This window comes from Abyssisolibacter sp. ZYX002, assembly GCF_056892235.1.
In genome coordinates, this window is sequence record NZ_JARMXH010000006.1 from 85,110 (window position 1) to 101,427 (window position 16,318).

The window sequence follows — 16,318 nt, forward strand, 5'->3', positions numbered from 1 at the left end:
ACTGTCATGTTGTCATGTGGTACGTATCAGTTGTTTTAATTTTACCCTAGTTCTTATTATATGTCAATGTTAATTTATTTTTCTAACACTACTCTATATTTAAATTTATCCCCTCTTGCTATACTTACTGTGTACTCTATGATATTATTCCCCTCAAAAGTTATTCTCTCTACCATCATACTAGGCGAATCCACTACATTTTTCAAAAGTTTAGCTTCTTCTTCTCTAGTTAACACTGGTCTAAAACTCTCTTCTGCCTTAGTAAATACTGCATTATATCTTTTTATAAATATATCGTACATAGCTTCTTGTTCTAAGTCTTCTTTCTTTAATCCCATAAATCTATCATATGGTATATAGCTCGTTTCTACCATCATAGGCTTTTCTCCAGCAAGCCTTAATCTCTTTATCTTATATACTTTACTTCCTTCTTTCATATTCATCTTATTGGCCATTCTCTCGTTTAGCCTTACTACTGCAAAATCTAACACTTTTGTAAAAGGTTTTTTGCCAAGCTTTTTCATCTCTTCAGTAAAACTATATATTTTTAATAAATCTTGCTTGAACCTTTCTCCTGACACAAAAGTCCCTTTACCATGTTGTTTGTATACATATCCTTCTTTTTCTAGCTCTAATATGGTTTGCCTTACAGTAGCACGAGAAATATCATATACTTGACACAGTTCTCTTTCTGATGGCAGTTTGTCATTTTCTTTATATTTTCCGTTATTTATATCATCTATAATAATATCCATAAGTTGATAATATAAAGGAACTCTATCACCTTTTATAATCTCTGGCATTATAACACCTCATCTATAACTAACTATTATTGTTGTACTGTGGTACGTACCTTGACTAAATAATAATACAATTCTATATAAGTGTCAAGGCTTACTTATGGTTTTATAAAAGCCAACATAAAAACACATTAACACTAGAATGTCACTTTTTGAGACCTCTCTTCTTAACAACCATTAAATAATGGAGGTACGATATAGGCAACCTCCATTTTTATACAACTTTAATATCAATTATAGTACTTTACTGTCTTCCATTTAGTTTTAACCTCATTGGCTATTATAAAGTATTTTTCATTCCATAACGTATGCTCTAATACTATCACGAAACCTTGGGTTTCGTATCCTTCTGAAACATTCGTTATATTTTTTATTTCTTCCTTTGTTGCTAATCTGAGGTTGTTTACGCTAAAAATCTGACAAGGACATATCATAAACTGTACATCTTTAAATATAATCTCAAGTTCATGATAATATGATAAATCAAAGCTTCCTTTTAATATTACCTCATACCCATTGTTTTTCTCAATACAAAAATCTTCAATATTCCTTTCTTCTAATTCTCTTTGAAGTTTAGATAACTCATCTTGCAAAATAGATTTCATTATAGCTTTTGTTTTTTTATATTGAGTAGATATTATGCCCTCTCTTACATATACGTCTTTTGTTGCTATAGCTTCTTCACATGATGAAATCACATCATTTATCTCATCATAAAGCTTTGTGTTATTTAGTGACTGATTTATGTCTCTAAGTTTTTTTGTCCATTTTTTCAAAGATGATAAGTTCCTACTATTTGCATTCATGTGTTCTAAAGCATTACTTATTTTTAATATTAAACTATCATTCATTTAATCACCTTTGCCTTAAATTTTGTTAGTACAAATAGTTCCTTTTACTTTAGTTTACTATATTTCATATATTTGTCAAGTAGGTTGCTTGTCTTAAATTCAATATTATCTACTTTTTTTTGTAAGCATACTGTTAAGTAATACTTATCTTCTATCAATTTTTGATAACAGTAACTTTCTTTATGATTTTCTTCATCATATATAGTTATCACATCTGAGAAATGTGTTGTAAATGATTTTGATTTTTTAGATAGACCGATTCCAAGGAGTTTTACATAGCTCTCTTTTGCAGTCCATATTTTATAAAATTCTTTTAATCTTTTTCCTTCAGTTTTATTTTCTAGCCATTTAAATTCATCTACGCTAAAAAACGATTTAGCTATAGACATCTTATCTTTAAGTGGCTTTATTAACTCTATGTCAATTCCAACAGGCTCTTTATCTACTAACCCTACTACATAATCTCCTGAATGAGAAATATTAAAATGTAAGTCTAAGTTTTTAGGAAATGGCTTTGAATATTTATTGTATCCAAATTCTATATCGGTATTTTTGATATCTAATTTGTTACTAATGATATCCCTTATTAGTACATCTGCTGCCACTGATCTTATCTGATCTTTCTTAAACTTGTATTTGTATATTTTATTTGCTTTTTCTTTAGATACTAATTTGACTAATGTGTTTATTATATTATAGTCTATATCATCATTGATTTTAACTAAATGTACCTCTATTTTTCTCATCTATACTTACCTCTCTAAATATGTGTCATATATATAGCAAATTGTTACTGACGTAGTTACTTTAGATGACTTTTTAAATACTCCCTAATCTGCATCACTAAACAATAAATCTAAATCATCTTGAGATATGTCTACAGAATCGAAATCTGATGGTGTGAATTCTCGCGTGTCTTTATCTTTACATTCTTTTGATATCTCATCAAGCTTTAAAATATAATTATTTAGTAATTTATCAGCTTGCTGAGATGTTATTTCTTCACTATTAAAGGTCATTTTTATTTGTAGCTCTCCATTGATTTTTATTATGTCTACATCCATCAATGACGTTAAATGATTATTATCACTTATACTTAATCCCCAATCATAAACATCAAACTCTTTTAACTCGTTATCAAAATCACCTAGATAGTTAAGTCTGGTACATCTATTATTATCTACTTCATTTTCTGTTAAGTATCTATTTATGCTATAATCAAATCCGTTTTTAGGTATACTTCTTATTTGTTCTTTTAAAGATCTGAGCACGTCTTTTATGCTACTTTGCTTCATTTTAAAACACACTGGATACATAGTAGTGAACCATCCTATAGTTCTTGAGATATCTAATTCTTCTATATCTTCTCTACCATGCCCTTCTAGCTCTATTAATACCTCATCTTTCTGATCCTTTTTTGCTAATGCCATAACTAGTGCTGATATTAACACCTCTTTTACATTCATTGAATATATGTCGCTTGTTCCTTCTATTAAATCCTTTGTTTTTATGTTGTCATAAACTCTCTGCACACTATTTACTATTTGTTTATGGTAGTTTTGTGGTTTTTCTATCTTTATATCTTTCCAATATTCAAGATTCTCGTTAATCTGGTTATCTTTGTACCTTATTAGCTCCTTTGCCCATCTTTGATATGAATGAGTCTTGCTAGGTAACTTGACTGTTTGTTTAGTATTTAGTTGATTAAGCCCATCAAAAAAATCTTCTATTAATATTCTAAACGACACCCCATCTATTGCCATATGATGAACTATAAAATACACAATTTGTTCATTCTCTTTTATATCAAAAACTCCGACTCTAATTAATGCACCTTTTTCAATATTAAAACTAGAGTTTAAACCATTTATCCTCTTATTTATTTCATTGGAATGATTGCTACTAGGCATATGTACCATATTGTATTGATACACCATATCATCATCTATTACATTGTTGTTATAATAAAGTGAATCTCTATGTTTATCATAATTTATCCTAAATGAATCATGAGTTTTTATTATTTCTTTGATTACTTTTATTATTTTATCATTGCTTTGAGGCTTATCTAGCCTTACAGCTAGGATCTGATTGTAATGATTTATATCTTCAAATTTATTATTGAAAAACCAATGTAATATCGGGGTTTTTTCTACTTTTCCTCTAGCCAATCCCTGCTCTATATATATTTCTTCATTTAGAGGCTTTATTTTTAGTGCTATGTCTTTTATCAAACCATTTTCAAGCATATCTTTTGGCCTTAAACTATATCCTCTTGCTCTTAATTTTGAGGAGATTTGTATTGCTTTTATTGAATCTCCACCAATCTGGTAGTAATTATCTTCTATAGTAACTTCTATATCCATTATTTCTTTTATAATGTCTAAAAGCGTTTTTTCTAGATTACTATTGTATGAAATATTTGCATCAGATAAAGACTTTATATTATATTTAGTTAATGCCTTTGTATCTATTTTTCCATTAATAGTTAACGGTAAACTCTCAAGATTTATTATCTGCTTAGGTATCATATATTCTGGTATATATTCTTTGAGAGTTTTTATGATTTCTGTATCATTATAGTCATCAGCAACCACGAAAGCTGTTATATTATTATTTATTATTAATGCTATAGCCTGCTTAATGTTTTTATTTTGCATTAAACACTGCTGTATTTCCTCTAATTCTATTCTGAATCCTCTAAGCTTTACCTGGTTGTCTATTCTTTTACTATAAATAATGTTACCATCCTCTAGATACTTAGCTAAATCTCCAGTCTTATATAACAGTTTCCCCTTTTCAAATGGACTGTCAATAAATCTATCTCGTGTTATAAGAGGCTTGTTTAAATATCCACTAGATAAACAATCTCCTGACACATATATTTGACCTACTACTCCTTTTGGCACTATATTTAACTCTTCATTAAGTACATACACATTAACATTATCAATAGCTGTCCCTATAGGAACAGAATCTGCCTTATCTTCTTGTTTATATTTATAGATCATACATCCTACTGTAGCTTCTGTAGGACCATATTCATTGTATATTTCTATTTTATGATCAAATTTTTCACTTATTTGATGGGCTAAATCTGACTTTAAATCTTCTCCACCAACTATCATCTTTTTAATTGAGGAGCTTTTTATATCATATATATTCACTATAGCTAAATGTGACGGAGTAAGTTTTATGACTGTTGCTATTTTATCTTCAAATATTTTTAATAAAGAATATTCGTTATCTAATTCATCATATACAGCTATCTGGTTACCAGATATTAACGGAGTAAACAACGATGTGATAGTTAAATCAAATGCTATAGAAGAATAAAATGCAAATACTTCTTTTTTATCTTTATCTAAATAGTTTTTAGCTGCAAATGTTATATAGTTTATTAAGCTTTGATTATTTATCATTACTCCTTTAGGCTTGCCTGTAGTACCTGATGTATAAATAATATAGGCTAAATCTTTTGATGTAGTATCTGTATTAAAATCTTTATTAGGCTGATTCTTCAAAATCTCCTTTATATCTATAGCGTCTATCCCAAAATTCTTATCTGTGTCTACATTAGATAATATAAGCTTTGCCCCTGAATCTGCTATCATGTATTTTATTCTCTCTATAGGATAGTTATAATCTATTGGTAAATAAACTGCTCCAAGTTTTAATACTCCTAAAATAGATACTATTAGCTCTGCTTGATGTCTTCCCATTATAACGATAACATCTCTTTTTTTAATACCTTTACTTGATAGATAGATAGCTATTTTGCTTGCTTTTTGATTTAGTTCTTTGTAATTTAAAGTTCTTTCTTTATCTATTATTGCTGTGCTATGAGGTGTTTTTAATGTTTGTTCTTCAAAGAGTTTTATTATTGACTTTTCTTTTGGATATGAACTTTTTGTGAGTTTAAAAAATTTGCTTTCATCATTTACTAGTTTTATATCTCTTATATTTAAATTATCATTATCTACTTGCTCTAATATGTATGTTAGTACACTAAACATCTCTTTTATATATGATTTTTTGTATTTATCTACTTTGTAATCAACACATATACTTATATTTTCATACTGTTTAATTATTATTTGCATGTCATATGCCTGATATCCATTAAATGCTTCTAGTAATTTAAACTTCAATCCATCCATTGATTCTTCTTGCAAGATATTATAATAATTTAGGCTGATATTAAACAATCCATCATAGCCATGTTCAGTGATTTTACTATCTTTCACCATAATATCATAAGGATATTTTTGATTTCTAAAATGTCTCTTTAATTCTTTTCTTATTTGAATCAAGTAATCACTAAAAGACAAAGTTTTATCTACTCTAAAGATAAATGGCATGGTACTTACGAACATACCCACTGTGCTTTTATCTTTAAACCCAGACCTATTGAGTACAGGCATTCCAATCGTTATAACTTCTTTATTGGTAGTTTTATATAGATATATTCCAAGTAATCCAGTAAACACTTCAAGTAACGAATATTTATTATCGATAAAGTTCTTTAATACTTTGTTTTCTATATCTCCTAAAGGTAACTCTAATCTATTTGCTTTTACATTTCTTGAAATCTTCTGTAAAAATTCCTCTGATATATTTTTTATTTTGCTATCCCAAAACGCTTTGTTTTTAATAAACTTATCACTATTTATATATTGATCTTCTTTTTCAATAAAATCTATATACGACATTGCTTTTGTTTCATAATTATTGCTATCTACAATGCTATTATATATATCTATTAACTGTTTTTTTATTATCATATAGTTAGCGTATCCATCTGCTATTATGTGGTGTAATTTTACTAGTACACCCATCTGTTTATCACTTATTTTGTATACTGCAAAATAATATAACGGATTGTTTTCTAGTATATATGGTGCCTTATATATACTATTTACCCACGATTTGTACGAATCTAGTGGACTTTCTTCTTTCGTGAAATCAACATAATCAATGTACTCGTATTCGTATTTTGCTACATACTGTTTTATATCATCCTCTTCTACTATCCTCAACCTAATTGCATCATTTATTTGTATTACTTTATTAATAGCCCGTTTCATAGCTTCTACATCTAGATTTTCATATATTGCAAGGCTACCCCCTATATTATTGAGGGGTATTCCCTCATACAGTTTATGAGTATACCAAATTCTCTTTTGTGGGTGTGTTAGATTGTATCTTTTCATGATAACTTACACTCCTTTATCTTTATCGGTTTTGTGAAAAATTATAATTTTTCTTAATTAAACCATGTGGTTCAATTAATCATTTTTTAGCCATTATGTAAATATTTTTTATGATAAAGAGGTCCTATCCTAATTTCCTCTTCCTTAGACCATTAACTAATTTGTCTATAACCGATGCTACTTGCTTGGTGTTTTGATTTATAAAAAAGTGATCTCCTTCTATTTCAAATGCATCAAACTCACTTGTTGTGAATTTTGCCCATTTATTTATATCCTCGCTACTTATATCCTCATCACTCCCATAAAGCGCTACTAATTTTGTATCTAATTTAGTAAGGTGGTCATACTTATACTTTTCTACTGACCTAAAATCATTTCTTAGTATTGGTAAAAATAACTCCAATAACTCAGTGTTCTCAAAAAATTGTTTTGGTGTTCCACCTTTACTCTTTATTTTTAGTTTAAATTCATCTTCTGGTAAATCAGCTATAAAATCTATTCTTTCTTCTAATGGGTTCTTTCTTCCAGATACTATAAGATACTCTGGAAGTAATATATCCTGCTTTGATATATAATGTACTAGTTCATGAGCTATTGTAGCTCCCATGCTATGTCCAAAAATAATATATGGGCTATTTAGCTTATGCTTTATTTCGTGATAAAAATCAATTGCTATGCTTCTTAGTTCATCGCAAAGTTCTTCTCCAAATTTGCGACCTCTCCCTGGTAATTCTAAAGGATTTATTTCTACATTATCACCAAAATACTCATTCCATGTTTTATATATATTTGCTGACCCCCCTGCATACGGAATGCAAAACAACTTTACTTTATTCATCATCGCTCCTACTTTCTATTTATTATATCTGTTATAAGATTTGCATTGAGTTTATTTATCATTTCGTTATGGCTTCCTTTACCTTCATACACCACATAGTTACCTCTTGTAGCATCTCTCCAACCTTTCATATCTATCTCTTCTTTAGTCGCTTCTTCAGATGTCACTAAATATATATCTGCATCTATCACTCCGCCATCTATCAACTCTATGCTATGTTGATAATAAGCTCTTGCTTTTGCTATGATGTCATCTTTAAAGAACTCGTATCGCCTGTCTTTCTCTATACTAATAGCTAATTCTGCCGAATACTCACTAACATCGTATTTCAGATATAGAGGCTTTTCTAACTGTCTATAGCTGTCTAGTATAATCAACTCCTTGACTATTTCACCTTGTTTTTCTAACTCTTTTGCTACTTCAAATGCTAGCCTTCCTCCCATACAATATCCAACTAGGGTATATGAGCCTTCTAGCTTAGTTTGTTTAATTATATTTATATACTTTTTAACTCTATCTTTTGTCTCTATGAAGTTAAATGCTACCAATTTATTATATATCATTTCTTTTGCAAAGTCATTAAATATCAATCCAAAACCTGTAACTGGTGGAAAATAAAATATAGTGTTTTTACTGTTTTCATTAAATATGACAAACTCACCTTGTGAATTTTTTTTGAAATCACTGATTAGGTATTGTGCAAGTTCTTTTACCTTTAAATTCTCTATTATGGTGGCTAGTGGTATTTGTATACCTAATTCATTGTTTACACATGCTGCTAATTCTACTAGTTTTAGTGAGTTGCCGCCTAAATCAAAGAAACTATCATTTATAGATATATCTTCTTTTATTTTTAATACTCTCTGAAACAACTCTGCAACCCTTTTTTCTACTTCATTACTTGGTTTTTCAAACTCTACTCCCATTGGTAAACTTACAAATTCTTGGAGTGCTTTTTTATCTATTTTTCCATTTAAAGTGAGTGGCATTTTGTCATTAGTCATATAGTAAGACGGTATCATATATTCTGGTAATCTATCTTTTAAATACTCTCTGATTTGTTTTACTGTTATCTCTTGGTCTGTAGTAACATATGCACATAGATAATTTTGATCTTCATCTTTCTTAGCTTGGACGAACACTTCTTTTACAAGCTTACTACCAAGTATTTGATTTTCTATTTCATTTATCTCAACTCTGTAGCCTCTAATTTTTACCTGAGAATCTTTTCTTCCTATATACTCTATCATCCCATTTGATCTCCACAACCCTATATCTCCTGTTTTGTACATTTTATATCGGTTATCAAATGGATTATTTATGAATTTTTCATTAGTTAGTTCATTATTGTTTATATACCCTCTTGCTACTCCAACTCCTGATATGAATATTTCTCCTGCTACTCCTATTGGTACTTGTCTTAAATTTGAATCTAATATATACACCTGATAATTTGCAAGGGGCGCTCCTATTGGTATATTCTCTTGTTCTTCATCTGTACACTCATAACAAGTAGTACAAACTGTAGCCTCTGTTGGACCGTACATGTTATATACTTTTGAATATTTTATAATATTTAAAATATACTCTCTCTTCAATACGTCGCTACTACTTAAAAATGTATGCACGCACGTCATATCTTCTAGTTCATTTAGTTGACTTAATATCAATGGAGAACAGCTAAGTATGCTCACTTCATTATTAACTATTAGCTCTCTAAGTTTTTTTACATCCTTTACATATTCATTTCTCGGTAAGACTATTTTTCCTCCAATAGATAACATAGAAAATACTTCTTCTACAAAGCCATCAAATGTAAATGATGCCTGTTGAAGTGTTGTGTCTTTATCACAAAGGCTAAATTTTCTATTGAATACATTTACATAGTTCATAACACTTTTATGCTCTGTAACTATACCTTTTGGCTTACCTGTTGTTCCAGATGTGTAAATTATATATGCAGGAGTATCATCTGGCACCAATTTGTCCAAGTCTTTGTCTTTTCCTCTGTATTCAAACTCATCTATATTAACAATTTTACAATCTAGCTTAATTCTCTTTTTTGCTTTATTACTAATTAACACAGTGTTTATATTGATTTCATCTAATATGTGCTTTATTCTTTTTATAGGATAATCAATGTCTATTGGTACATAAGTAAGCCCAGCTTTAAGTACTGATAATACACTCACAATCATATTTATTGATTTCTCTGTTATTATCCCAACAACATCACCTATCTGATGTTGTTTTAGTAACTCTCTAGCTAATATATTTGCTTTTCTGTTTAGCTGTAAATATGTCAAATATTCATCTTCGTATACAAGTGCTATATTGTTTGGATAAGATTTAACTTGTCTCTGAAATGCTTGATGTATTAATGTGCTACCATCTTTAGTTTCTTTGCGATTAAACCCTAGTATTCTGCTTTTATCTTGTTCACTTAGTACATCTATGTCCTCTATTCTTATATCTTGGTTCGTGCATATATTGTCTATTATATTCACTAGATGATTACTCATGTTTATAATAGTGTCTCTTTTAAATAATCCACTATCATATTGGATAATAAAATAAATCCCTTTTGCTTCTACTGCATCTAAGCATATATCAAACTTAGCTGTTTTATTGTCATATTCCTGAATCTCTACCTCTAGGCCATTTAGCTTAATATCCTCAAAATCTATATTTTGTAATGTAAACATAGTATCAAATAATATGCTTTCATGATACGATCTCTTTAGGTTTAATTTATCTACTAACTCTTCTAATTGATAATCTTGATTTTCATATGCTTTTAATGTACTCTCTCTTACTTCTGATAGGTATCGTCTATATGTTTTTTTACCATCTGGATAATTTCTTAGTGCTAATGTGTTTACAAACATACCTATAATATTCTGTACTTTTACATTATGTCTTCCTGATATAGGAGAACCTATTATTATATCGTTTTGATTCGAATATTTATGTAGTAAAATGCTGTACGCTGATAATAACACCATATATAATGTGCAATTATTCTGATTAGCTAATTCAGTTAATTTATTCTTCAGTTCGCCACTTATGCTAAATTTATAGTTATCTCCTATTTTCTCTGTAGCTATTTTTCTATTATAATCTCTATGAAGATTAAGTTTCGGTATTTCTTTAGTATAAACTTCATTCCAATATTCTTTTTGAGCTTTTAACATATTTAAGTCAAACACTTTGTTTTGCCAATGTGAGTAATCTCTATACTGATACTCTAACTTTGGTAAATCATCCCCATTATAAAGCCTTGTAAATTCTTCTACCAGTATTTTTAGACTTACACCATCTGCTATGATATGGTGCATATCTATTAGCAATAGGTATGAATCTTGTAGTTTTACTGTTTTTACTCTCAATAATGGCGCTTTCTTTAAATCAAAAGGTTCAATAAAACTGTCCATGACTTCTTGCTCTTTATCATATTCATTGTACTCTATTCTAAAGTTCACAGATTTATATATTTTTTGGATAGGCTGTGTCTCTTTTATAAAAAAACTTGTCCTAAAGCTTTCATGCCTTTTTATAAGTTCTTTAAATACATTCTCTAGTTTATTTATGTCTAATTCACCTTTAATTTTGATTGCAAAAGGCATGTTGTATGCTGTACTATCTTTATGTAATTGATTTAATACATACATCCTATGTTGAGCAGATGACAATTTATAATACTCCTTTTTTGGTGTACTAATAAGTTGTCTATATATATCTTGGGTTGCTCCTTCTAGATATTCTGCCATTTCTTTTAGCGAGGGAGCTTTAAATATTTGTGTAAGTGGTATCTCTATATTAAGTATCTCATAGATTTGAGCTGATAATGCTATAGCTCTCAAAGAATGTCCTCCAAGTTTAAAGAAATCATCGTTTATACTTATTTTGCTATCAGTCTTTAGTACTTCTTGCCATAGTTTTTCTAATTGTTTCTCCATATCAGTCTCAGCTATAATAAAACCATTATCATTTACTTTCTTTAATGGCTCTGGCAATTTACTTTTCTCTATTTTACCGTTCTTATTTGTAGGGATACTCTCTATATCTATCACGTACTCTGGTATCATATACTCTGGTAATCTTTGATTCAAATAGCTCTTAATCTCTTTATTTGAAATATTACTCTTCTTGATAATGTATGCACACAAAAATTTGTTCATATCGTCATCTTCTTTTGCTACAACTACTGCTTGGTCTATTTTAGAGTGTTTTTCCAATATGTTTTCTATTTCTCCTAGCTCTATTCTGTATCCTCGTATTTTAACTTGCTTATCTATTCTCCCTAAATATTCAATATTTCCATCACATAACCACCTAGCTAAATCTCCTGTTTTATACATCATTTGATTTTTGTCATATGGATTGATGACAAATTTCTGTTTCATAAGTTCTTTGTTATTTGTATAGCCCCTACTCAAAAAGTCACCAGCTACGCATAGCTCACCTGCTACACCTATGGGTTGGATACTGTCATTTTCATTCAAAATCAATATGTTTGTATTCACAACTGGTCTTCCAATAGGTGGTAATACTTCTAGAGGTTTCTCATAATCTATAGTATAAGTTGTGACTACATGTGTTTCGCTAGGACCATAATGATTGTGAAGGTATATCCCTTTATCTCTTAAAAAGCTTATGATCTTCTCTGTGATAACTAACCGTTCACCTGCAACGATTATATGCTCTAAACTCTCAGGTATCTTGTAAATATACATATCGTAATTAGACAATAACCTAAAATATGCTGTTGGTAGCATTGCTATCTGGATTTTATTTTTCCCTAAATACTCCATAAATTTATTGATATCATTCTTTGTATGCTTGTCTACTACATAAAGTTTTCCTCCATTCAACAGTGTAGAAAAATACTCTTGATAGCATACATCAAAACTCAGTGATGCAAACTGTGCTACTCTGTTGTTTTTAAAGTCTATATTGGTGTTTGTGTTTTGATGGTGTAATAGATTAACGATTGTTCTATGGTTTACCATAACTCCCTTTGGTAAGCCTGTAGTTCCTGATGTATACACCATATACAATAAGTCTAACGCATTATATTCCATCCTTATATTGCTACTATCATATTTTTTAAAATCAACATCATTCAACGCTAAAGTCCTAATATCTCTAACATCTCTTTTTTCTTTTGTTAAAAGGATTACAGCCTTTGAATCTTTTAGCATATGGGCAACTCTCTTTTCAGGTAATTCTTTATCTATAATCATCACACCTGCCCCTGCTTTTAATATCCCTAAAATTCCTATTACTGCATCTATTGACTTATCTATCAGCATTGCTACTACTGTATTTTTCCTTACTCCCTTTGATATTAATAATCTGGCCAAACTATTTGCTTTAGAATTTAGTTTGCCATATGTTATTTGACTGTTATTATCTACTACTGCGACTTCTTTTTCTTTACTCTCAACTTGGCTTTCAAATATTTCATGAATACATTTTAATGAGACTTCACTTCTTGTATTAAAACCGTGAATAATTTCAAACTCTTGTTGATTTATCAGCTTTATATCTTTTAATTTTTTGTTTGGATTATGTACTACATCTCTAATTAAGTTCTTAAAGTGAACTATTAATCTATACATTGTATCTCGTTTAAAAATATCAGTCCTGAACTCAAGCATACATTGGATTCTATTATCATCTTCTACTGCATTTAACAATATATCAAACTTAGATGATTTATTACTTGTCTTATATGGTCTTATATCTACGTTTTCTAACTGAAAGTCCCTTTGTTTCATGTTTTGTAATACAAACATCACATCAAATAAAGGATTTCTACTTAAATCTCTCTTTAATTTTAACTTCTCTATAAGTTCATCAAATTGAAAATCTTGATTTTCAAAATCACTGAGTGCATTCTTCCTAACTTCTAATAAGAAATCAACAAATGTTTTATCACCACTAGGAAAATTTCGCATTGCTAATGTATTTACGAACATACCTAGCATATTATCTAGGTTATCTTTACCTCTTCCTGAAATAGGTGTTCCTATGATTACATCTTGGTTATTTGTATATTTATATAATAAAACGTTAAACACACTTAACAGTACCATGTACAAAGTTGATTTATTTCTCCTTGCAAGTATATTTAATGAAGCTGTAATATCTTTATTGATTTCAAAGCTTATTGTATCTCCCTTAGCGTTCAATTTCGTTGGTCTTTTAAAATCTGTAGCTATATTTAGTACTGGAATTTCTCCATTGAACTTTTCTATCCAGTAGTGTTCTTGTTTTTTATATTCATTTGTTTTAATATACTCGTTTTGCCATATAGCATAATCTTTATATTGAAGTTTTGGTATCTCGTCATTGTATAAACTTTGATAAAATTCGCAAAATTGAGATACTAATATCCTTCTAGATATTCCATCCATAATAATATGGTGCATATCTGTTAGTAAATAGTATCTGTCACTTTTTACTTTAAGTATATTGACTCTAAGTAATGGCGCTATATTTAAATCAAATGGTTCGATAAATCCTTTTATAAGCTCGTTTACTTTACTTTCTTCTATTTCTTTATAATCTACAGCTAATTTTATATTGTCATTTATTATCTGAACTGGCTCTCCATCAACTAATCCAAAACTTGTTTTTAGTATTTCATGCCTTTTTATAATCTGATTAATAGCAATTTGACATTTATCTTTATCTAGTTCTCCATCTATTTCAAATACCATTGGCATATTATAATTTATAGAGTTGTTTCCTATTTTATTTAATACAAACATCCTTTTTTGAGCTGAAGATGTAGGATAATATTCTCTTTTTTCTGCTGTTTTTATAGCATTTACCTCTTCACTTTTATAGCTTACTATAATTCTTGAAAGCTCCTGTATTGTCGGGTTGTCAAATATCTCTTTTAAGCTTATATTTACACCTAACTCACTGTAAATTTTTGATATAACTTTCATTGCATTTAGAGAATGTCCCCCTATATCTAAAAATCCCATATCAACGCTTATTTGCTTTACTTCTAGCACATGCTCAAAAATTTCCTGTAGCTTCCTCTCTAATGGTGTTTGTGCTCTCATGTATCTCTTGTCTTCTGCTATAAAATCTGGTAGATTTCTATAATCAACTTTACCATTGTTATTTATAGGTATTTTATCTAAAAACATAATATAAGATGGTATCATATAGCTAGGTAGCTTTGTTTTCAGATAATCTTTCACATTCTGCACTGTAGCTTTGCTGTCTTTATACTTTACTATATAAACACAAATATATTTTTCTATGCTATGAACACTTTTATATACCACTACTGCGTTTTGTATATGCTCATGATTCATCAATGTGTTTTCTATACCTCTTAGCTCTACTCTAAAACCTCTGATTTTTATCTGCCTATCAACTCTACCTTCAAACAATATATCACCATTTGCGTCCAATCTCCCTAAATCTCCAGTTTTGTATATTAAGTCTTCATCATTATTGTTAAATGGATTGACAATGAATCTCTCTTTTGTCTTTTCTTCGTCTTTAAAATATCCAAAGCTTCTATATGGTGTTCTGATATAGATTTGACCTGTTTTCCCTTCAGTACAAATTTTCATATTTTTATCAAGGATTATTGCTTTAGCGCCACTTATTGGCTTTCCTATAGGTATATTTTCTCTTTTGCTATCTTCTTTTTTTATCCTATAAAAAAGCTTTGCTAGTGTTGTCTCAGTAGGACCATATAAATTGATAAGGTTTATTCTATTATCAAATACACCATACCACTTGTCTATATCACATGACTGTACTCTCTCTCCTGCTAGTAGTATGTATTTAAGACTTTCATAGTCAGTTTCTTTTATATCATCATGATTGAATATCTTAAACAGACTTGGTGTACAATGTATTAAACTTATTTGCTTATCATTTATCCAATTTGTTAGACTATCTGAATCTAATATTAAACTTCTATCTTTAGGTATGCATATTTTAGCTCCAATACATAAAGGAACAAATACATCTCTCATAAATGGATCGTGACATTGTGATGTAAGTTGACTAAATACAAAGTCCTTTGTTAACTCAAACTCTCTTATTTCCCATTTTATGAAGTGTAGTAAGCTTATATTTTTTCCTAAAATGCATTTTGGCTCACCTGTAGTACCAGAAGTAAAGTATATGTATATTTTATCTTCTGGCTTATAAAAGAACTGAGTATAATCAAATACATCATCTCCGTTTAATACACTACAAATATTAAACGTATTCTTTACATTGATTCTATTCATATTTCCCTCACATACAAAAACTGATTCTAACTGTGAAGTCTTTAGCATACTATCTAATCTCTCACTAGGGTATGAACTATCTAGTGGCACAAATACACATCTTGCTTTTATTATTCCTAGTATTGTTGTTATCATATCAACTTTATCTTGGATCATTACACCTATAAAGCTACCTTTATTTATTTTTTGGTTTTTAATAAAGCTTGCTACTATATTTGATTTATCGTCTAACTCTTTATATGTGATGTGTTTTCCTTTATACTCGATTGCCACTTTATTACTATGCTCCTTGAGCGAATTTATCAATTCATATTGTATTGTCTTATTATCCACTACTACA

6 protein-coding genes are annotated in these 16,318 nt (G+C 29.2%); all 6 read right to left on the bottom strand.

The genetic code is table 11. The features are described 5' to 3' along the window. Positions 1-74 precede the first annotated feature (74 nt). Positions 75-803, bottom strand: a complete 729-nt coding sequence (locus P3X86_RS16400) for a GntR family transcriptional regulator (protein ID WP_483293809.1) — start codon at positions 801-803, stop codon at positions 75-77. Positions 804-1,030: 227 nt separating this feature from the next. Further along, positions 1,031-1,651 (bottom strand): hypothetical protein, encoded by a 621-nt coding sequence (locus P3X86_RS16405; protein WP_483293810.1) that lies wholly within the window; start codon positions 1,649-1,651, stop codon positions 1,031-1,033. A 44-nt stretch (positions 1,652-1,695) separates the two neighbouring features. Beyond that, a complete protein-coding gene (locus tag P3X86_RS16410; protein ID WP_483293811.1) occupies positions 1,696-2,397 on the bottom strand; it encodes a 4'-phosphopantetheinyl transferase family protein in 702 nt (233 codons plus the stop codon). Between the two features lie 84 nt (positions 2,398-2,481). Continuing rightward, a complete protein-coding gene (locus P3X86_RS16415) occupies positions 2,482-6,864 on the bottom strand; it encodes an amino acid adenylation domain-containing protein (protein ID WP_483293812.1) in 4,383 nt (1,460 codons plus the stop codon). Positions 6,865-6,988: 124 nt separating this feature from the next. Next, entirely contained in the window at positions 6,989-7,702 is a 714-nt protein-coding gene (locus tag P3X86_RS16420; RefSeq protein ID WP_483293813.1) for a thioesterase II family protein, read from the bottom strand. Positions 7,703-7,710: 8 nt separating this feature from the next. Continuing rightward, positions 7,711-16,311: an amino acid adenylation domain-containing protein gene (locus tag P3X86_RS16425; protein WP_483293814.1), complete on the bottom strand. Its 8,601-nt coding sequence runs from the start codon at positions 16,309-16,311 to the stop codon at positions 7,711-7,713. Positions 16,312-16,318 lie beyond the last annotated feature (7 nt).